Consider the following 19,939-nt stretch of genomic DNA (forward strand, 5'->3'; position numbering starts at 1 on the left):
AAACGTGTTATACTAGTTAGATGTGAAAAAACATTTCACTTTCTGCCATCCGCAGAAAGCTTCATATAGAAACGGAGAGAAAAACGTGAACCAACAAAAGAAACAGGCGCCCGTCGAACTGAAGGTCGGACAAACCTTTCCGCTGACGATTAAGCGTCTCGGCATTAACGGAGAAGGTGTCGGCTATTTTAAGAAAAAAGTCGTCTTCGTGCCCGGCGCGCTTCCTGGTGAAGAGGTTGTGGTGCAGGCCACAAAGGTCCAGCCTAAGTTTTCGGAGGGCCGCATTAAGAAAATCCGCAAAGCGTCTGAGCACCGGGTGGCACCGCCTTGCCCCGTGTACGAACAATGCGGCGGCTGTCAGCTCCAGCACCTTGCATACAGCCAGCAGCTTCGGGAAAAACGCGACATCGTCATTCAGTCTCTTGAACGCCATACGAAGTTTAAAGTAGAGAACATGGAAATTAAAGAAACGATTGGCATGGACAATCCGTGGAATTACCGCAACAAAAGCCAATTCCAGATCGGGCGCTCGCAAAGCGGCAGCATCATCGCCGGCTTATACGGCCTTGATTCTCATGACATCGTTCCGATTAAAGACTGTATCGTTCAGCATCCGGCAACCAACAAAACAACAGGCATTGTCCGCCGCATTTTAGAGGACTTCAATGTGTCTGTTTATAATGAAAGAAAACGAAAAGGTGACGTTCGCACGATCGTGACGAGAGTCGGCTTTGAAACAGGCGAAGTGCAGGTCGTACTTGTAACCGCAAAAGAAACGCTTCCGCACAAGGAAGAAATCGTCAAAGCCATTCAAAAGCGATTGCCAGAGGTCAAATCCATTATTCAGAATGTAAACGGGGAGAAAACCTCAGTGATTTTCGGTGAGAAAACGAAACCGCTCGCCGGAAAAACAGTGATCCAAGAAGTGCTCGGCGATGTATCCTTTGAATTGAGCGCCCGCGCTTTCTTCCAGCTCAATCCCGAACAGACCGTCAAGCTGTATGACGAAGTGAAAAAAGCGGCGCAGCTGACCGGAAAAGAAAAAGTCGTAGATGCGTATTGCGGCGTCGGCACTATCGGCATGTGGGTGGCGGACGGAGCGAAGGAAGTCCGCGGCATGGACGTCATCAAGGAATCAATTGACGATGCCAAGAAAAACGCCAAAAAACACGGCATGGCAAATGCCACATACGTAACAGGAACAGCCGAGCACTGGCTCCCGAAATGGACGAAAGAAGGCTTCCGCCCGGACGTCGTCATCGTAGACCCGCCAAGAACCGGCTGTGACAGAACGTTCCTGGACACGATCAAAAAAGTCAAACCGAAACGCTTCGTCTACGTTTCCTGCAATCCATCCACGCTTGCGAAGGATTTGCAGACGCTCTCGAAGGACTATCGCGTGGACTATATTCAGCCTGTCGATATGTTTCCGCAGACGGCTCATGTTGAAGCAGTGGCGAGGCTTGTATTAAAATCGTCTCATTAAGTCCTAATCAGATCTGGATTTCGGTAGAATGAACATTGCCGACTTCCGGGTCTTTTTCATGTGCAGCCCTAGTTCTGACTGTCTTTCTCAATTCACTAGTGACTTACTTAGCGATCTCTATCTTCTTTATCTTTTTTTGATAAGAAAGTAGATAAACTTAAATTAATTACGTTCATATCAACGCCCATAAAAGTCTTGTGTATTATCTTCATCATAATTTGATTCTTCAGCGTGAGCTTATAGGCTGACTGGATACAATTACAAATATGAAAACCATCGAAATTCTTCATTTTTTATACTCTATTTCCTTTATGCATTTTATTAAATAATAAGATTGTATATAATTTGTCCCCCTTCTAAAAAATAAAATATAAGCAAAACATTAAATATATATTTTTCTAATTAGCAGTAATTATCCCGAAAAAATTAGCTTAAGTATGATTGAATTTCATGAGTAGAATAATGTAAAATAAAAGATGTATTTTCATAATTTGTAAAATCGTATATTGACTTGCAGTTATTATGTGTGAAATATTGTTTATGGAAATGTAAGGAAAGGTATGGAATTAGATGGATAAAGTGTGCGAAAAACGACCGTTATATAAAAGAAGTTGGTTTCAAACGTTTTTGGCATTTTTAGTTTCGCAGCTTTATTTTAATGTTGTAGAATTAACGGGATGGGGCCCTAAGTATAGAGAAATGAATGGGTTCCCAGCAAACATAGTTGAACTGGATTTCTTTCAAACATATCTTTCATTCTATGATCATCCATGGTTTAATATTATTACTGTTTTCTTGGGAGTTTTCACTATTATACAAATAATCACAGGGATCACAAAGGATATTCGAAATTAAAGCAATGCCTTATTTAATGATGAAAGAAAATGTACACTTTCTTAATTATCTTATGAGTGAGACTGCGACACTTAGTCAGCAGTCTATTTTATTGGTTCTGGATCAGGATTACCGTCCTCACCCTCAAGCGGTAAGTTAAAGCTTTTTCATTCTCTCGAGTACTCAGATATGCCATCCCAACTCAATTTACTTAATCAGGCTATCTCTTGAAATTAGTTTTTCCACAAATGATATTGAGATACGGATATGGTGTAGCGTTAAATATCTTATCTTCAATAACAGTACAATTATTTTGCTTTTGTAATAGGGAGAACTCATATGATATTCTATTTAGGTTGGAATACTTTTTATCCAAAAAGTTCAAAAGTAAGGCCACTAAGAAAGATGAAGGTCAGCGGTAATATTAATAAACCACAATATAGATATAAAAAATAGGTGTAGATAATCATCACACTTTTTTCTCTCTCGAACCGATTATAAGGTTCAGAAGTTGATGAACTATATGGGGATAATTATAGCGACACTTCATTACGTTAATTCGATTAAGGTGTTCTATCTTATCTATTCTATTTCAGTTTGCTGTTTCACTTTTTATCGATTAAAAAGTGAAATGTTCAAAATTTACTATAGTTTGATAAGAAATGCTTTCGCATGCTATAAGTGTAAAAAGAAAGCATGGTCAGTTTTTAATTTTGGGATAAAGGTTTGACTGTATCCCATCATGAAAGGATTTGAATGTATGATGACAGATAATTTCTGGCGTGAATTACCACGGCCATTTTTTGTATTGGCACCAATGGAAGATGTGACAGATGTTGTTTTCCGGCATGTAGTAAGTGAAGCAGGCAGACCGGATGTATTTTTTACAGAGTTCACAAACTCAGAGAGCTATTGCCACCCGGATGGGAAGGATAGCGTACGCGGCCGTTTGACTTTTACAGAGGATGAACAGCCAATGGTGGCCCATATATGGGGAGATAAGCCTGAAAACTTCCGTAAAATGAGTATTGGCATGGCAGAGTTAGGATTTAAAGGCCTAGATATCAATATGGGCTGTCCTGTGCCTAATGTGACACAGAACGGTAAGGGAAGCGGTCTTATTCGCCGGCCGGAAGTTGCAGCAGAGTTAATACAAGCAGCAAAAGCGGGGGGGTTGCCTGTAAGCGTAAAAACAAGACTTGGTTTCACGGATGTAGACGAATGGCGCGAGTGGCTGACACACATTTTGAAACAGGATATTGCCAATCTTTCTATTCATTTGCGTACAAGAGCAGAAATGAGCAAAGTAGATGCGCATTGGGAGCTCATCCCGGAGATTAAGAAACTTCGTGACGAGGTAGCACCAGATACATTGTTAACAATAAACGGGGATATTCCTGACCGTCAAACTGGCTTGAAACTTGCTGAACAATACGGCGTCGATGGAATTATGATAGGGCGCGGTATTTTTACGAATCCTTTCGCTTTTGAAAAGGAGCCGAAAGAGCATAGCAGCAAGGAATTGCTTGATCTCTTAAGGCTGCATCTGGATCTCCATGATAAGTATTCAGCATTAGAAGCACGTCCGTACAAACCTCTTCCTCGCTTTTTCAAGATTTACCTTCGCGGGTTCCGAGGAGCAAGTGAATTAAGAAATCAATGCATGAACACAAAGTCAACAGATGAAGTGCGTGCATTGCTCGATGAATTTGAGAGGAAGTATCTTGATGGGATAGAGTAACAGCAGTGCTTGATTCAAAAAAGGCTAACAAAATAAAGGGATTTTCACACCATTCTTGACTAAAATAAACCTGGATGTTCGGTAAAATAAACAATTCCGATTTCCGGGTCTTTTTTGTACGCAGCTTTTACTCAGCGTTATTGTAAGAAAATAATGGTGCATTTAGTGAACATATCTCATAAAGGGGGAGAGAAACATGAAACGGCTATGCATCATCCCCTGCGGCAAGAAAAAAATCTGGGATGTCCAGCCTGATGCCGGGCCGGTAAGAGCGGCGGACGCTTATCTCAGCCCGTTTCATCAGGCGTGCGAGCGGTATGCGAAAGCATTTTTCGATGAGTGGGTGATTTTGTCGGCGAAGCACGGCTTTCTTCGCCCTGATGATATCGTATCGGAAAATTACGATGTCACTTTTGGCACCGGTCATCCGGAAATCATGACAGCGGAGGAGCTGGGCCGCCAATTTTACGAAAAGGACTTTTCTGATATTGAAGAGCTAGTCATGCTTGGCGGGAAAAAATATCGAAACGTTCTCAACGCCGTCGTCGGTGAGCATCAGCATATCAGCTGGCCGCTGTCATCGTACAAAGGCATTGGCTATATGCTTCAAGCGCTTAACCGGGCTGTTGAAGAAAAGCATGAACTGTAGCACGTACATATGAAGAAAAGAGTGGGAACATGAAAAAACTTGTGTTTGGCTTGCTTGCCATTGCGTTATTCGGATGCGGACTATATATCTATCATGTATGGTTTGGTGATCCATTTTCGAAAAATGCTGCAGAGCAGAAGCTAGTCTCTTATGTGAAACAAACCTATCCGAAGAAAGAAATCAAGATCACGAATGGGGTATATAACGCTAAAACCTCTGAATATGTATTCGAAGCAACCTCCCAATCTCATCGCTACCCAATGTGTACGAAGGGATTTCTACATCCTAAAGTAACGTGCGATGGGATTGAAGAAGCGTATACCGAATCAGTAGCAAAACATGTAAATGAAGAAGCAACGAAGGCAATCGAAGCAGATCTGAAAAAAGCGGTTCCTCGACTTATAAAAGCTGATGCTGCTTTGAGTATCGAAAATGGACAGTTCACGTTAGATACAAAATGGAACAAACAGCTGGCTGAAAAAGCGCCTATGAGCATGACGATTCAGTTAGACGCCAGCGGGTTATCAAAAACAGATGCCGCAAAGATGGCGGAAACGGTCAGAAAAACGCTTAATGAAAAGGGATATACATACTCAAACGGCACGATAGACTGTATGCAGAAGGACGGGGACGGCGGTATCGGATATGTCAAATATTCAATTGATTTTCTTTCAAAAGCAGCTATTCAATCAAACGATGCAGAGGAACTAGGAAGTTAACATCATTTCCAAGGAAATAAATACGTCGATCATTGTCAAAGACCGGGTGATGCCCGGTCTTTTTTGTATGCTGTAAAACGAGACAAATGGATCAGTTTGAGACAAAACGAGACACCCGTCTCAAACTGTCTCCAGTGTAAAAATGAAAAAGCTGATTTGACGGGCTTCAAATACTGGCACACTTCTTGCTTTTATAATTGTGAACCCTAAATAGAAGGAGGCGCACAAAATGGAATTGTTAAAACGTGAAGGCTTGTCATTAACTGAGGAAAAAGCGCTGTGGATGTACCAAAAGATGCTGGAGATCAGGGGCTTTGAAGACAAAGTGCATGACCTGTTCGCCCAGGGAGTGCTTCCCGGATTCGTTCATTTATATGCCGGTGAGGAAGCCGTGGCTGTTGGGGTGTGCGCTCATTTACATGATGGCGACAGCATTACAAGCACACACAGGGGACATGGACATTGTATCGCCAAAGGCTGTGATCTGGATGGCATGATGGCGGAAATTTTCGGGAAAGCGACCGGATTGTGCAAAGGCAAGGGCGGTTCTATGCACATTGCGGATCTTAATAAAGGCATGTTAGGGGCAAATGGAATCGTCGGAGGCGGATTTACGCTCGCGTGCGGATCAGCGCTCACGGCTAAATATAAACAGACTAAAAATGTAAGCGTTTGCTTTTTTGGAGACGGGGCAAATAACCAAGGCACCTTCCACGAAGGGCTGAATCTAGCGGCTGTATGGAACCTTCCTGTCGTGTTTGTTGCTGAAAACAACGGCTATGGTGAAGCTACCCCATTTGAGTACGCATCAGCCTGTGATTCAATCGCCGATCGGGCGGCTGCTTATAACATGCCGGGGGTGACAGTTGACGGGAAAGATATTTTAGCAGTTTACCAGGCAGCCGAGGAAGCGATAGAAAGAGCAAGAAACGGCGGAGGCCCGTCTTTGATTGAATGTATAACCTACAGAAACTACGGCCATTTCGAAGGGGATGCCCAGACCTATAAAACGAAGGATGAAAGAGTTGAGCACCTTGAAGAAAAAGATGCCATTCAAGGCTTTAAAAACTACCTTTTAAAAGAAACAGATGCTAATAAACTGTCAGACATTGAACAGCGTGTCAGCGAATCGATTGAAAAAGCCGTCTCGTTCAGCGAAGACAGCCCATATCCAAAAGATTCGGAGCTGCTGACAGATGTGTACGTGTCATATGAAAAAGGAGGAATGTAAGAGATGGCGAGAGTCATAAGCATGTCAGACGCGATCAATGAAGCAATGAAGCTTGCGATGAGAAGAGATGAAAATGTGCTTTTGATCGGTGAGGATGTTGCCGGCGGAGCGGCTGTCGATCATTTGCAGGATGATGAAGCATGGGGCGGTGTATTAGGAGTCACAAAGGGGCTCGTACAGGAATTCGGGCGCACAAGAGTGCTGGACACACCGATTTCTGAAGCGGGCTACATGGGTGCGGCTATGGCTGCGGCATCAACCGGGCTGAGACCGATTGCAGAATTAATGTTTAATGACTTTATCGGCACATGCTTTGACCAGGTGATCAACCAAGGGGCGAAATTCCGCTATATGTTCGGCGGTAAAGCGCAAGTGCCGATTACCGTCCGCACCACATACGGAGCGGGATTTCGGGCCGCTGCCCAGCATTCACAAGCGCTGTATGGCCTTTTCACCAGCATCCCGGGACTGAAGACGGTTGTTCCATCCAGCCCGTATGATGCCAAAGGTCTGCTGCTTGCAGCAATAGAAGACAATGATCCGGTGTTCTTCTTTGAAGACAAGACGTCCTACAACATGAAGGGCGAGGTGCCGGAAGATTATTATACAATTCCGCTCGGAAAGGCGGACATCAAACGTGAAGGCAATGATGTCACGCTATTTGCAGTCGGCAAGCAGGTCAATACCGCGCTTGAAGCAGCTGCACAGCTTTCAGAGAGAGGCATCGAAGCTGAGGTGCTTGATCCCCGCAGTCTGTCTCCTCTGGATGAGGATGCGATTTTCACATCGTTGGAAAAAACAAACCGGCTGATCATCATTGATGAAGCCAATCCGCGATGCAGCATTGCCACGGATATTGCAGCGATTGTCGCAGACAAAGGCTTTGATTTGCTTGATGCGCCGATTAAACGGATTACAGCACCGCATACACCAGTGCCGTTTTCACCGGTTCTTGAAGATCAATATTTGCCGACACCAGATAAAATTGTCAGCGTCACGCTTGAATTGCTTGGCGAGCCGGCAATGAACTAAAGGGGGGACACAAATGGCAGTAAAAGTAGTGATGCCAAAATTAGGAATGGCGATGAAACAAGGGGAAGTATCGATATGGAATAAAAAAGTAGGCGATCCGGTTGAAAAGGGAGAAAGCATTGCCAGCATTCAATCGGAGAAAATTGAAATGGAGATCGAAGCGCCTGAAAAAGGAACGCTGATCGACATCAAAGTGAAAGAGGGTGAAGAGGTTCCGCCCGGCACAGCAATCTGCTACATCGGGGACGCCAATGAGTCGGTGCAGGAAGAGGCAAGCAGGCCTGCTGCTGAAGACAGCGTGCCGCAAGCCGTCCAGCCCGTCAAACAAGAAAACAAACCCGCAGCCTCCAAAAAAGATCGATTGAAAATATCTCCAGTTGCGAGAAAAATAGCGGAAAAAGCGGGGTTAGACCTGAAACAGCTGAAAGGCACCGGACCAGGCGGAAGAATCGTGAAGGATGACGTGACAAAGGCGCTGGCTGAACAGAAAAAAGCTCAGGCAAAACCTGTTTCTGATCAGAAAGCGCAGGAAACTCCGGTGACAGGCATGAGAAAAGTCATCGCTGCCCGAATGCAGGAAAGCTTGGCAAACAGCGCGCAGCTGACGATTACGATGAAGGCTGATATCACTAAGCTTGCCACTCTTCAAAAACAGCTTTCACCAGCTGCGGAAGAACGGTACGGCACAAAACTGACAATCACTCATTTTGTCTCAAGAGCCGCCGTTCTCGCACTGCAAGCTCACCCTGTGCTGAACAGCTTTTATCAAAATGAGCGCATCATCACACATCCTCATGTGCATCTTGGTATGGCTGTAGCCTTGGAAAATGGCTTAGTGGTGCCTGTCATCCGCCATGCTGAAAAGCTATCGCTGATTGAACTGGCTCAATCCATCTCAGAAAATGCCAAAAAAGCACGCGAGGGACGTGCGGGAAGCGAAGAACTGCAAGGCTCTACCTTCTCCATTACAAACCTTGGCGCTTTTGGCGTTGAGCATTTCACACCGATATTAAATCCGCCTGAAGCAGGCATTCTTGGCATCGGAGCAAGCTATGACACACCGGTGTACCAAGGGGAGGAGATCGTCAGAAGCACGATCCTGCCGCTCAGCCTGACATTTGATCACAGAGCGTGTGACGGCGCTCCAGCAGCTGCATTCCTGAAGGCGATTAAAACATATTTGGAAGAACCCGCGGCATTAATTTTATAGGAAAAGCAGGTGAAAACGACATGACACTAGCCATTATCGGCGGCGGACCTGCAGGCTATGCGGCTGCGGTCTCCGCGGCACAGCAGGGCAGAAACGTGCTGCTCATTGACAAAGGCAAGCTTGGGGGGACCTGCCTGAATGAAGGCTGCATCCCCACGAAGTCTTTGCTAGAAAGCGCAAACGTTCTTGATAAAATCAAGCATGCCGGCAGCTTTGGAATCGAACTCCCCGCAGGTGCGATATCAGTCGATTGGAGTAAAATGCAAAACCGCAAACAGCAGGTTGTCAGACAGCTTGTTCAAGGCGTTCAGTACCTAATGAAGAAAAATCAAATACAGGTTGTAAAGGGAACAGCCTCCTTTCTTTCTGAAAGAAAGCTTTTGATCGAAGGACAAAACGCAAAAGAAATCAGAGAGACGGACCAAGTATTGATTGCCTCAGGATCAGAGCCAATCGAGCTGCCGTTCGCTCCTTTTGACGGCGAATGGATCATCGACAGCAAAGACGCGCTTTCTCTTTCCGAGATTCCGTCTTCACTTGTCATTGTCGGCGGCGGTGTCATCGGGTGTGAGTATGCAGGGCTGTTTGCCAGATTGGGATCGAAGGTGACCATCATTGAAACAGCGGGACAGCTGGTCCCTGCTGAAGATGAAGATATCGCCCGTCTCTTTCAAGAAAAGCTTGAGGAAGACGGTGTTGAAGTGCATATTTCATCCAGGTTAGAGCGGGTGGATCAAACAGCGAAAACGGCTATATGGAAAAGCGGCCAGCGTGAGTTTAAAACGAAGGCCGATTATATACTGGTGGCGATCGGCAGAAAACCCCGTCTTGACGGATTACAGCTGGAGCAGGCGGGAGTTGATTTTTCTCCAACAGGCATTCCTGTGAATGGACACATGCAGACGAGCGTGTCTCATATTTACGCGTGCGGAGATGCAATAGGAGGCATCCAGCTGGCGCATGCCGCATTCCATGAGGGCATCATCGCTGCTTCTCATGCTTCTGGAAGGGATGTCAAAATCAATGAGAAACATGTGCCGCGCTGCATCTACACGTCCCCGGAAATCGCGTGTATCGGAATGACAGAACGACAGGCAAGAAGCGTATACGGGGATGTGAAGATTGGAGAATTTCCTTTCTCCGCAAACGGAAAGGCGCTCATTAAACAGCAAGCGGAAGGAAAGGTCAAAATCATAGCTGAACCGGAATTCGGCGAAATTGTAGGTGTTTCGATGATTGGTCCGGATGTAACCGAGCTTATCGGCCAGGCGGCAGCGATCATGAATGGTGAGATGACGGCTGATATGGCGGAGCATTTTATCGCCGCCCATCCGACTTTATCGGAAACATTGCACGAGGCGCTGCTAAGCACGATCGGGCTTGCAGTACATGCATAATAAGAGGAAAAGCAGGCGAGTGGTTATAAGCGCCTGCTTTTTTATTGTTGAAAGCGCTTTATTTTTCCCCTACAATAGATGAAAACGGCGTGTAAGGGAGGAGCGATCAAGGAAATGAATTCGGTCCCAAATGATTTGCAAACCTGGAAACGTTTTGTGAAAGACGGTGTGCTTGACGAAGCCAGAATAAGAAAACGGATCGCCGAGTCATGGCATCGCTGCAAAAAAGCTGAGGTCAATCCTTATTTAGAAAAAGGCCCGAGGGTTTTACAGCAAACGGAGCTGGATCAGCAGTCAAAAAAGCATTCATTCTTTCTGACGACCGCAAAGCCTTACCTCGAAAAACTGCTGCCTGCCATAAAAGAAATGGAAATGATGGCGCTGTTAATTGATTCAGATGGTGTTGTACTGGCATTGGACGGCCATCCCCGCGCGCTCTATGAAGCCAAACGCATCAATTTCGTCGAAGGGGCATGCTGGACAGAAACGGCTGTCGGAACAAATGCGATTGGCACGGCGCTCCACATCAGCGAGCCGGTTGCAATACAAGGGTCAGAGCATTACTCTATCGCTTCCCATCTTTGGAACTGTTCAGCCGCTCCGATTCACCATGAGGATGGCAGCCTTGCGGGTGTAATTGACATATCATGCCCGGCGGCAGGCGCGCATCCTCATATGCTTGGTATTGCCACGGCGATTGCCTATGCCGCTGAACGGGAACTCGCAGCTAAAAGCCGTGAGAAAGAGCTGGAGCTGATCAGCCGTTTTGGGGAGAGAGCTGCATCCAGTGTGCCGATGGTGCTCTGTAATACCAAGCAGCACATCATCAGTGCGAGCATGCCGATTCGAACCTCAATGCCGGATTGGCAGGGCCGGCACCTGTACGAGTTGAAGGAACGGGGCTATTCAATCGAAAAAGCTGTCACCATAGGAGATGGCGGCACTTGTTTTTATCTTTCGGAACAAAAGAAAAAGAAGGCGTTTCGATTCAATGGAGTGATCGGGCAAAGCGGCCGATCGCAAGCGATGCTGATGCACCTTGAACGAGCAGCTGCGACGGATGCAACGGTCTGTTTGTCGGGTGAAACGGGTACGGGGAAGGAAGTCGCGGCTCGCGCGCTTCATGAGAACAGTGAGAGACGGCACGGTCCGTTTGTTGCTGTCAATTGCGGAGCGATTCCGTCTGATTTGATTGAAAGCGAACTGTTCGGCTATGCGGAAGGCGCTTTTACGGGAGCGAAGCGAAATGGCTATAAAGGCGCCTTTCAAAAAGCGAATCAAGGCACCTTATTTTTAGATGAGATCGGAGAAATCTCCCACTCGATGCAGGTTGCGCTTTTACGCGTGCTTCAGGAACGCAAGATTACGCCAATAGGCGGGGCAAAAGAAATTCCGGTTGATATCAGAGTCATTGCCGCCACACATTGTGATTTACGCGAGCTTGCCGAAAGCGGAAAAATCAGAGAGGACTTGTTTTACCGCCTTCATGTCTATCCAATTGAACTTCCTCCATTGCGCGATCGCCCCGAGGATATTCCGGACCTCTTCGAGTACTACAAACAGAAGAATCATTGGCCAGGCGAACTTCCTTCTGATTTTTGTGAGGTGCTGAAGCATTGGAAGTGGCCGGGAAATATCCGTGAGCTATTTAATGTGTTTGAACGTCTTTCCATCAGATTTCCGGACGGCCGGCTTGGGGATGAGCCGCTTTCCGCTTTACTGGAAGCCGCTGGACTGCCGGTCAGCACTGCAGAAAAACAGCCCGCTGCTGCCGGCGTGTTCAAACTTCGTGAGCAAATCCAAAAGGATATGATGATCAAAGCGCTTGAATCCGCAAAAGGAAACGTCTCTCAAGCCGCCAAAATCAGCGGGATCCCGCGAAGCACTTTCTACAAACGCCTGAAAAAATTCAATTTGTCCGCTGAATCATAAAGCATACTTCCTTCAGGAAATGGAAACATTATGTATTGAAGGAGGGTGTTACGATGAATATACAAAGGGCGAAAGAAATTGTAGAATCTCCCGATATGAAAAAAGTAACGTACAACGGTGTTCCTATTTACATTCAGCACGTGAATGAAGAAAACGGAACAGCAAGAATTTATCCGCTTGACGAACCGCAAGATGAGCATGAAGTGCAGCTGACAAGCTTAAAAGAGGATTAAACAAAAATGGCCCGCTTCATAAGCAGGCCATTTTGTTATCCGCGCGGCGCAAATAAGATGACGCAGACACCGATGAGACAAATGCATGCGCCGATCCAATCATACAGATCAGGTGTTTTCCGGTCAACAAGCCATCCCCACAGGACCGCAAGCACGATGAATACCCCGCCATAAGCGGCGTATACACGGCCGAAGGAAGGGAAGGACTGGAATGTCGGAAGAATGCCGTAGACAATCAAGATCAATGCTCCGGCGATCCCATAGCCGACTGGCTTTGCCTCTCTCAGCCATAGCCAAATCAGATATCCGCCGCCTATTTCGGCAAGCCCCGCCGTGAGAAATAAAAGAATGGTAATCGGCATCACGTGCACTCCTCAAGTTGCTTTTCTCTTTCATTATAAAGGAGGAGAGCTGTTAAAGCTTTGGATGATTTTCAAATTCCTTTAAATACGCACTGCGCTGAATCTCCGTAAATTGGCTGATCCAGTTGCTTTTCGCCTCTTCATTCAGATGAGGGAGGATATAGCGTTCCACCGCTTCAAAAAACAATGGATTCGCGATAATGTTCCAAGTAGGGATGCGAACGACTTTTCCGTCTGTTTTCTCGATGATAATATCTTCAAAAAAGATCCCTTTCAAGCTGTAATGATGCCGTCCCATATAAATCCGTTTTACCTCAGAAAACATCACGCTGCGCTTTCTAGAGAAAATCTCGCCATCAGGCCCTGTTTTTACGCTGAAAATGACATTTCCCCGGCTTGTGAACGCTGGAAAAGCCATAAAAAATGTGATCAATCCATAAACGATCGCCATTAATCCGCCGCCCAAATAAAGCAGGGCATACTTAGATTCAAATGTAAGAGCTTCAGACACCAGCCATACTCCTACAATAAAAGCGCCTCCTGTAGCGAGGAACAGCCATATTCTAAAAAACAGTCTGCTTTTGACCTTAATTACTTCATTGTTTTTCAATTGCTATTCTCCTTTATCGCTCTTTAGCAAAAAAGTATTCCTTTTATCACATCTTTATTTGCTGTTACGATAGAAAATTCATTTTGAGTAATGCCTGTTACCAGCCAAGTATGACGGCTGCCAGGCAGGACGAAAGCCATATCAGCCACTCCCGGCGAGTTGTCTTTGTCATAAACCAGCCGCATCAGCGTATCCATTTTTCCTTTTCGCAAAGCCAGATCATTTACAAAACGGGTCACGTCCTCTTGGTGATCATGCTTATCTAGAAATTCCTTCAGATATGCGGGAGTGTCTGAAGCGCCCTCCAGAAGCCATTCGAATTCAGTTGACGTCAGGGTGATCATTGATTCTTTATGATCTTCTGCATCTATTACATTTAAAAACTCGTATGTTTTAGAGAGTACTCCATTAGTTGAATCCATTTTTTTGATTCTATGTACCTGTTCATCAAACAGCAATTCATGAGAGTAAGTGCCAAACTTCGAAACATGGCAGGATATATTCTGTTCTTTGGCTTGTTCATCAAATTTGGATAGCTTCACTGTATAGTCCGCATCGTTTAACACATGGATAAACGGACAGTATTCGTCCTTTAACCGATATTGATGATTCCGATATTCCGCCGCCTCCTTGGCTAAGAGTGAGCGGCACGCAGCTTCAAATAAGGAGCCGAGCTGTTCATCTTCTATTTCGGGAAAATAAGCTTGTTTTAAGGCCATTCCCTGTTCAAAAAACCCTTCGCTGTAAAAACAAAACAAGAGTTCTTCTATGCTAATTGTAAACTGCTTCATTGTTTATTCTCCTATCCAAATGAAAATTTCCCTTTAAGGAAATGGGTTGCGCCGTGTATAAGCGAATCCGCTGTTTTCTTTGCTTTTTCTATTCCTTTTTTCGCGCTGTCTATCCCTTTATGTATCGATTTATTCGCCGCATCTATGCCATCATTCACTGATTTGACGACTTTGCCGGCTGATTCCAGCCCTTTTTTGGCTGTATCAACGACAGCATGGATCGGCTCTTTCAGCTTTATCGCTGCTTTTTCAGCATAGACTGATGTGAATTTTGCGATTTTTTCCCCAACAAATCCGCCTACCGCCGAACCGATTGTGCCTCCGACTACGGTGCCGACAGGACCTAACACACTTCCTACGGCACCGCCTACAACAGCACCAGCTGTCGCACCGCCCGCAATAAAAATAGTGTTATTCACAGCATTCCCGACGGCCTTGGCGTTTTCACGCTTGAGAACTTCCGGTTTGTCCTGGTATTTCGCGTAATTTTCAGCTATTTTCAAGCCCGCTCCGAACGTTTCGGTCGCACCGGTAATCAGTGTGGCGGTAATGGCATTTCCTTTCGCGAATTTCAATCCTGTTTTTCCGACATCCTTCAAAGTTGAGCGTACGCCGGCCTCATTAAGAAATCCTTTTGTGTAGCTTCTGACGCTGTTTGAAAAATCGACCGTGTCCTGAGGGAAGTATTTTGTAAACTTTTTATGTACCAAATCTGAAAATGGCCGGTTTGTCTTTTTTAACAAATATTTAGGGTTCAAAAGCACTCTTGCCGCTTTTTGATAACGGGAGCTGTCAACGGCCCTGGAAATATCCAATAGAAGTTTTGAGTGCTGGGCGGTATGCAAGCCGCTTGGCTGTTTCACAAATTTCGTAAGCCCTAATCCGTAATATTTTCCCTGTGTCAGCATAAGGGCGGTTAAGCTTGTCATCGTGCCGTATTTGTCGTAGGCATTGTAGAGCTTTCGCAAAATATCATCTTGCTCCACAAATTTATCGCCCGTTTTTCTGATGAAAATCTCATTGTCACTCAGCTTGGTGACGAGCGCTTTTCCTGAGCTCCACGCATCGCCCACTCCGGAAAAACAGCTGCTGTAGCGGGGATCGCATTGCAAAATCATCTGCCCCAGCTCTACATGCAGATCCTTATATTTGTTTTCCATATCAGTCAATTCAGTGACTACATCATTTGCAAGCTGTTCGAGCTTGTCCGGATCAACTGCAATATTTCCTGACACACCGTTCACCTCCCGAGTTTATGTCTTTCCTCTCTTGCTTTACGTTCCAGTTCTTCCATTCTGGCAATTTCAGCTTTTCGTTCTTCTATTTTGACAGCGGCTGCCTTCAGCTCCTGGCTAGTTTCAAGCAGCTCCTGTTCAAATTGGTCGTAGGCGGCTTTCGTTTCCTCGAAATCCAGGTCAAACGAATCTCTTGCTTTTCCCTGCCAAGCATCTCCCATTGCAGATAACCGGGATTCAAGCAGCATTTTGGAGCTTCTGACCTCTTCTGCGGCCGCACTGTACTTGTTTGCCAGCTCAATGACTTTATATGAGTCCAACTTTTGTCCCCTGCCTTTTCTAAATTCACGCACAATTGGATGTTTTATATAAATGATTATAAATAATTCGGCATGTATCCGAATCGTACAAAAGAACCTTTTCATAAGAACTGGAAGGGCGTATATTCACTTAAAATTCACAGTTGATGAGACTTTAAGATTACAAAAAAGGAAAAAAAACCAAATCTTACGGACGGAAGGTAAATGAGAAATTTCCCGCTCTATGGGAAAAAACACTAAAATTGATCAAATGACCTAAGTGCGCCAAACGTGTTACGGGACGGGCTCTCCCATGGTATAAATGAAATTGTAAACGTTATCAAGGAGGTCGTCATATGAAGAAAAAATCATTCTCAATTGTAATAGCGGGCGGAGGAAGCACTTTCACTCCAGGGATCGTACTCATGCTCTTGGACCATTTGGAGGAGTTTCCGATCAGAAAGCTGAAGCTGTATGATAATGATAAGGAGAGACAGGATCGCATTGCAGGCGCCTGTGACGTTTTTATCAGAGAAAAAGCGCCGGATATTGAATTTGCAGCGACGACTGACCCGGAAGAAGCTTTTACAGATGTCGATTTTGTTATGGCGCACATCCGGGTGGGGAAATACGCGATGCGCGCGCTGGATGAACAAATTCCGTTGAAGTACGGAGTTGTCGGCCAGGAGACATGCGGGCCGGGCGGGATCGCGTACGGGATGCGTTCGATCGGCGGTGTGCTTGAAATATTAGATTACATGGAAAAATACTCGCCTGAAGCGTGGATGCTCAATTATTCCAACCCGGCGGCGATTGTAGCTGAAGCTACGAGACGCCTTAGACCGAATTCTAAAATTCTCAATATCTGTGATATGCCTGTTGGAATCGAAGACCGGATGGCGCAAATTCTTGGCTTGTCCTCAAGAAAAGAGATGAAGGTCCGCTATTACGGATTGAATCATTTCGGCTGGTGGACATCGATTCAGGATCAAGAGGGCAACGATTTAATGCCGAAGCTGAAGGAGCATGTATCCCAATACGGTTATATTCCGAAAACAGAGGCTGAAGCTGTGGAGGCAAGCTGGAATGACACGTTCGCCAAAGCGCGTGACGTGCAGGCTGCAGATCCTGACACACTGCCGAATACGTATTTGCAATATTATTTGTTCCCAGATGATATGGTGAAAAAATCAAATCCGAATCATACGCGGGCGAATGAAGTCATGGAAGGGCGCGAAGCTTTTATTTTCAGCCAATGTGACATGATCACACGTGAACAGTCCTCGGAAAACAGCGAAATTAAAATCGATGACCACGCATCGTATATCGTTGATCTTGCCCGGGCGATTGCCTACAACACAGGTGAAAGAATGCTGTTGATTGTTGAAAATAACGGTGCAATTGCGAACTTTGACCCGACTGCGATGGTTGAGGTGCCATGCATCGTCGGCTCAAATGGACCTGAACCGATTACCGTCGGCACCATTCCGCAATTCCAGAAAGGGCTCATGGAGCAGCAGGTATCCGTTGAGAAGCTGACTGTTGAAGCGTGGGCGGAGAAATCGTTCCAAAAGCTGTGGCAGGCGCTGATCCTGTCAAAAACAGTGCCGAACGCGCGTGTGGCAAGACTCATTCTTGAGGATTTAGTGGAGGCCAACAAAGACTTCTGGCCTGAGCTTGATCAAAGCCCAACCCGCATATCATAAATGAAATTCCCCCATTTTCGAATCTGTAATTGTATATAATAGAAAGAAAATGGGGGGATCTGATATGCAGCTCGAAGAACTGATCAATCAGCACTACAGCAAATTGAATGACAACGATTTTCATATTTTAAAATATATATTGAATCATAAGCACACATGCTATCACCTTGGAATCGACGCGCTGGCCAAAGCTTGCAGTGTATCGCGTTCCTCAATTTTGCGACTTGCCCAAAAGCTCGGTTTCAGCGGCTACAGTGAATTTCGCGTCTTTTTAAAGTGGGAAGATCAGCCGGAAGAAGGCGAGAGTATGAGTTTTGAAAAGCTGCTTGATGATATTGAAGCAAATTTGAAGTTCTTACGGACAAAGGACATGACGGACATGTGCCAGCTGATTGATGAAGCGGACCGCATTTTCGTCTATGGTTCTGGAAATGCGCAAAAGATATGCGCCCGCGACCTGCAAAGAATGTTTATTCCGCGCCATCGCTATCTTATTTTGATTGAAGACACGAATGAATTTAATCTGATGCGCGGGGATTTTAAAGTGAACGATCTGTTTATCATCATTTCTCTTTCCGGAGAAACACCGGAGCTGATTCCTCAGGCAAGAATGCTTTCTGCAAAGGGTATTCCCTTTATTTCCATTACGAATTTAAAAAACAATGTCCTCGCCCAGCTGACTCCGCATAATCTTTATGCGACAAGCAAACCTGTGACATTAAGCGATAAAACGGAAATTGTCGCTTTTGCACCGTTTTTTCTCGTTGGCGAAGCATTGTTCCGCGCATATGTTGATTACAAAGAGGCAGAAAAAAATGACAATGAGTAGCAGGGGGTTTTGGTATGATGCAAAAAATTCAGCGCTTTGGAAGCGCGATGTTTGTGCCTGTTTTATTATTCGCGTTCGCCGGCATTATCGTCGGTATCAGCACGCTCTTTAAAAATAAAACCCTCATGGGATCGCTCGCCGATCCTGACGGTTTTTGGTATCAGTGCTGGTATATCATTGAGCAGGGCGGCTGGACTGTCTTTAACCAAATGCCGCTCTTATTCGCCATCGGCATCCCGGTTGCTTTGGCGAAGAAAGCTCAGGCACGCGCTTGTTTGGAAGCGCTTACTGTTTACCTGACCTTCAATTATTTTGTCAGCTCGATATTGACGGTATGGGGAGGAGCATTTGGCGTCGACATGAACCAAGAGGTCGGCGGAACGAGCGGATTAACGATGATTGCGGGCATAAAAACGCTCGATACCAACATTATCGGAGCCATCTTTATTTCTTCGATTGTCGTCTTTTTGCATAACCGCTATTTTGATAAAAAACTGCCCGATTTTCTCGGCATCTTTCAGGGTTCAACGTATATCGTGATGATTTCCTTCTTTATTATGATCCCGATTGCCCTGGCAGTGTCTTATATATGGCCGATGGTTCAATCTGGAATTGGCTCGCTTCAAAGCTTCCTGGTTGCTTCCGGGGCGGTGGGCGTTTGGATATACACGTTTTTGGAACGGATTTTAATACCGACTGGCCTTCATCACTTTATTTACACGCCGTTTATTTATGGCCCGGCTGTAGCGGAAGGCGGGATCGTCACGTATTGGGCACAGCATCTCGGCGAATATTCGCAAAGCGCCAAACCGCTGAAGGAACTCTTCCCGCAAGGCGGATTCGCGCTTCACGGGAACTCGAAAATCTTCGGTATTCCGGGTATCGCCCTGGCTTTTTATGTGACAGCCAAAAAGGAAAAGAAAAAACTCGTTGCAGGGCTGCTGATTCCTGTCACACTGACAGCGATTGTCGCAGGGATTACAGAGCCGATTGAGTTTACTTTCTTATTCATTTCACCATTCTTATTTGCGGTTCACGCCGTGCTTGCCGCCACAATGTCGACAGTTATGTATATGGCCGGCGTCGTCGGAAACATGGGAGGCGGACTGATCGAAGCGGTGACCTTGAACTGGATTCCGCTCTTTGGCAGCCACGGTATGACATATGTGTACCAAATTTTGATCGGGCTCTCGTTTACAGCTATTTATTTTTTCGTCTTCAGATTTTTAATCCTCAAATTCAATATTGCTACACCAGGACGGGAAAAGGATGAACAGCAGGAAACAAAGCTGTATTCGAAAAAGGAATACAGAGAACGAAAAAACAAGGATGAAACGGCGGTCTCCGCTGCAGAAACGGCGGATGACACGGCTTTTCTGTATATTGAAGCGCTGGGCGGAAAAGACAACGTCACTGAAGTCACAAACTGCGCAACCCGCCTCAGAGTCAGTGTCAAGGACGAAACAAAGGTTGAGCCCGACAGCGTATTCCGCGCGCTTGGCGCACATGGCATCGTCAGGAACGGGAAGGCGTTTCAGGTGATTATCGGATTGAGCGTGCCGCAGATGCGGGAGCGTGTGGAAAAAATACTAAATGAATAGGTGAAATTATTTGATCAGTGCGCTGTTTAAAGACAGCGCTTT

At 45.7% G+C, this 19,939-nt stretch carries 19 protein-coding genes; 14 read left to right on the forward strand and 5 right to left on the reverse strand.

Annotated features, from left to right (window positions below):
• Positions 1–85: 85 nt before the first annotated feature.
• From rlmD to ACQXR1_RS19605, 11 genes are all read left to right on the forward strand, one after another.
• Positions 86–1,486, forward strand: a complete 1,401-nt coding sequence (gene rlmD, locus ACQXR1_RS19555) for a 23S rRNA (uracil(1939)-C(5))-methyltransferase RlmD (RefSeq protein ID WP_243572386.1) — start codon at positions 86–88, stop codon at positions 1,484–1,486.
• A 570-nt stretch (positions 1,487–2,056) separates the two neighbouring features.
• Positions 2,057–2,341, forward strand: a complete 285-nt coding sequence (locus ACQXR1_RS19560) for a YfzA family protein (RefSeq protein WP_103750004.1) — start codon at positions 2,057–2,059, stop codon at positions 2,339–2,341.
• Positions 2,342–3,083: 742 nt separating this feature from the next.
• Positions 3,084–4,061, forward strand: a complete 978-nt coding sequence (locus tag ACQXR1_RS19565; protein WP_095432336.1) for a tRNA dihydrouridine synthase — start codon at positions 3,084–3,086, stop codon at positions 4,059–4,061.
• Between the two features lie 196 nt (positions 4,062–4,257).
• Entirely contained in the window at positions 4,258–4,710 is a 453-nt protein-coding gene (locus ACQXR1_RS19570; RefSeq protein WP_430772719.1) for a DUF6884 domain-containing protein, read from the forward strand.
• A gap of 29 nt (positions 4,711–4,739) precedes the next feature.
• Positions 4,740–5,429: a hypothetical protein gene (locus tag ACQXR1_RS19575; protein ID WP_069322455.1), complete on the forward strand. Its 690-nt coding sequence runs from the start codon at positions 4,740–4,742 to the stop codon at positions 5,427–5,429.
• A 229-nt stretch (positions 5,430–5,658) separates the two neighbouring features.
• Positions 5,659–6,660, forward strand: coding sequence for an acetoin:2,6-dichlorophenolindophenol oxidoreductase subunit alpha (gene acoA, locus ACQXR1_RS19580; protein WP_430772720.1), 1,002 nt, complete (start codon positions 5,659–5,661; stop codon positions 6,658–6,660).
• 3 nt (positions 6,661–6,663) lie between these two features.
• Positions 6,664–7,692: an acetoin:2,6-dichlorophenolindophenol oxidoreductase subunit beta gene (gene acoB / locus ACQXR1_RS19585; protein ID WP_014663223.1), complete on the forward strand. Its 1,029-nt coding sequence runs from the start codon at positions 6,664–6,666 to the stop codon at positions 7,690–7,692.
• A 13-nt stretch (positions 7,693–7,705) separates the two neighbouring features.
• On the forward strand, positions 7,706–8,902 hold the full coding sequence (acoC, locus tag ACQXR1_RS19590) for an acetoin dehydrogenase complex dihydrolipoyllysine-residue acetyltransferase (RefSeq protein ID WP_430772721.1): 1,197 nt from the start codon (positions 7,706–7,708) through the stop codon (positions 8,900–8,902).
• 20 nt (positions 8,903–8,922) lie between these two features.
• Positions 8,923–10,299, forward strand: coding sequence for an acetoin dehydrogenase complex dihydrolipoyl dehydrogenase (gene acoL / locus ACQXR1_RS19595; protein ID WP_430772722.1), 1,377 nt, complete (start codon positions 8,923–8,925; stop codon positions 10,297–10,299).
• A 114-nt stretch (positions 10,300–10,413) separates the two neighbouring features.
• Positions 10,414–12,231, forward strand: coding sequence for an acetoin dehydrogenase operon transcriptional activator AcoR (gene acoR / locus ACQXR1_RS19600; protein ID WP_071581274.1), 1,818 nt, complete (start codon positions 10,414–10,416; stop codon positions 12,229–12,231).
• A gap of 53 nt (positions 12,232–12,284) precedes the next feature.
• The gene (locus tag ACQXR1_RS19605) at positions 12,285–12,464 is read left to right on the forward strand and encodes a small acid-soluble spore protein H (RefSeq protein WP_014663227.1); all 180 of its coding nucleotides are present in this window, start codon (positions 12,285–12,287) and stop codon (positions 12,462–12,464) included.
• A 35-nt stretch (positions 12,465–12,499) separates the two neighbouring features.
• Here ACQXR1_RS19605 and ACQXR1_RS19610 read toward each other — a convergent pair whose 3' ends face one another.
• From ACQXR1_RS19610 to ACQXR1_RS19630, 5 genes are read right to left on the reverse strand one after another with little or no spacing between them, the layout of a single operon-like run.
• The gene (locus tag ACQXR1_RS19610; RefSeq protein ID WP_083252904.1) at positions 12,500–12,829 is read right to left on the reverse strand and encodes a YnfA family protein; all 330 of its coding nucleotides are present in this window, start codon (positions 12,827–12,829) and stop codon (positions 12,500–12,502) included.
• A gap of 49 nt (positions 12,830–12,878) precedes the next feature.
• Entirely contained in the window at positions 12,879–13,436 is a 558-nt protein-coding gene (locus ACQXR1_RS19615; RefSeq protein WP_176465954.1) for a YfjD family protein, read from the reverse strand.
• A 23-nt stretch (positions 13,437–13,459) separates the two neighbouring features.
• The gene (locus ACQXR1_RS19620) at positions 13,460–14,227 is read right to left on the reverse strand and encodes a hypothetical protein (RefSeq protein WP_095432308.1); all 768 of its coding nucleotides are present in this window, start codon (positions 14,225–14,227) and stop codon (positions 13,460–13,462) included.
• An 11-nt stretch (positions 14,228–14,238) separates the two neighbouring features.
• On the reverse strand, positions 14,239–15,462 hold the full coding sequence (locus tag ACQXR1_RS19625; protein ID WP_147773058.1) for a hypothetical protein: 1,224 nt from the start codon (positions 15,460–15,462) through the stop codon (positions 14,239–14,241).
• Between the two features lie 5 nt (positions 15,463–15,467).
• Positions 15,468–15,782: a WXG100 family type VII secretion target gene (locus ACQXR1_RS19630; RefSeq protein ID WP_430772723.1), complete on the reverse strand. Its 315-nt coding sequence runs from the start codon at positions 15,780–15,782 to the stop codon at positions 15,468–15,470.
• Between the two features lie 335 nt (positions 15,783–16,117).
• Here ACQXR1_RS19630 and glvA point away from each other — a divergent pair, with 335 nt between their 5' ends.
• The 3 genes from glvA to malP all read left to right on the forward strand — a co-directional run bounded on the left by glvA (position 16,118) and on the right by malP (position 19,897).
• Positions 16,118–17,467: a maltose-6'-phosphate glucosidase gene (gene glvA, locus ACQXR1_RS19635; protein ID WP_147773060.1), complete on the forward strand. Its 1,350-nt coding sequence runs from the start codon at positions 16,118–16,120 to the stop codon at positions 17,465–17,467.
• Positions 17,468–17,531: 64 nt separating this feature from the next.
• Entirely contained in the window at positions 17,532–18,296 is a 765-nt protein-coding gene (glvR, locus tag ACQXR1_RS19640) for a MurR/RpiR family transcriptional regulator GlvR (protein ID WP_014476181.1), read from the forward strand.
• Between the two features lie 14 nt (positions 18,297–18,310).
• Complete coding sequence (gene malP / locus ACQXR1_RS19645) at positions 18,311–19,897, forward strand: PTS maltose transporter subunit IIBC (RefSeq protein WP_430772724.1); 1,587 nt, start codon at positions 18,311–18,313, stop codon at positions 19,895–19,897.
• Positions 19,898–19,939 lie beyond the last annotated feature (42 nt).

It is taken from the genome of Bacillus sp. ATD (genome assembly GCF_050585765.1).
In the GTDB taxonomy this organism is placed as follows: Bacteria; Bacillota; Bacilli; order Bacillales; family Bacillaceae; genus Bacillus; species Bacillus stercoris.

Excerpts from the sequence above, each read along its gene's own strand:
- ACQXR1_RS19560 (WP_103750004.1), top strand. The coding sequence starts at position 2,057 with ATGGATAAAGTGTGCGAAAAACGACCGTTATATAAAAGAAGTTGGTTT.
- ACQXR1_RS19565 (WP_095432336.1), top strand. The coding sequence starts at position 3,084 with ATGACAGATAATTTCTGGCGTGAATTACCACGGCCATTTTTTGTATTG.
- ACQXR1_RS19570 (WP_430772719.1), top strand. The coding sequence starts at position 4,258 with ATGAAACGGCTATGCATCATCCCCTGCGGCAAGAAAAAAATCTGGGAT.
- ACQXR1_RS19575 (WP_069322455.1), top strand. The coding sequence starts at position 4,740 with ATGAAAAAACTTGTGTTTGGCTTGCTTGCCATTGCGTTATTCGGATGC.
- acoA (WP_430772720.1), top strand. The coding sequence starts at position 5,659 with ATGGAATTGTTAAAACGTGAAGGCTTGTCATTAACTGAGGAAAAAGCG.
- acoB (WP_014663223.1), top strand. The coding sequence starts at position 6,664 with ATGGCGAGAGTCATAAGCATGTCAGACGCGATCAATGAAGCAATGAAG.
- acoC (WP_430772721.1), top strand. The coding sequence starts at position 7,706 with ATGGCAGTAAAAGTAGTGATGCCAAAATTAGGAATGGCGATGAAACAA.
- acoL (WP_430772722.1), top strand. The coding sequence starts at position 8,923 with ATGACACTAGCCATTATCGGCGGCGGACCTGCAGGCTATGCGGCTGCG.
- acoR (WP_071581274.1), top strand. The coding sequence starts at position 10,414 with ATGAATTCGGTCCCAAATGATTTGCAAACCTGGAAACGTTTTGTGAAA.
- ACQXR1_RS19605 (WP_014663227.1), top strand. The coding sequence starts at position 12,285 with ATGAATATACAAAGGGCGAAAGAAATTGTAGAATCTCCCGATATGAAA.
- ACQXR1_RS19620 (WP_095432308.1), bottom strand. The coding sequence starts at position 14,227 with ATGAAGCAGTTTACAATTAGCATAGAAGAACTCTTGTTTTGTTTTTAC.
- glvA (WP_147773060.1), top strand. The coding sequence starts at position 16,118 with ATGAAGAAAAAATCATTCTCAATTGTAATAGCGGGCGGAGGAAGCACT.
- glvR (WP_014476181.1), top strand. The coding sequence starts at position 17,532 with ATGCAGCTCGAAGAACTGATCAATCAGCACTACAGCAAATTGAATGAC.
- malP (WP_430772724.1), top strand. The coding sequence starts at position 18,311 with ATGATGCAAAAAATTCAGCGCTTTGGAAGCGCGATGTTTGTGCCTGTT.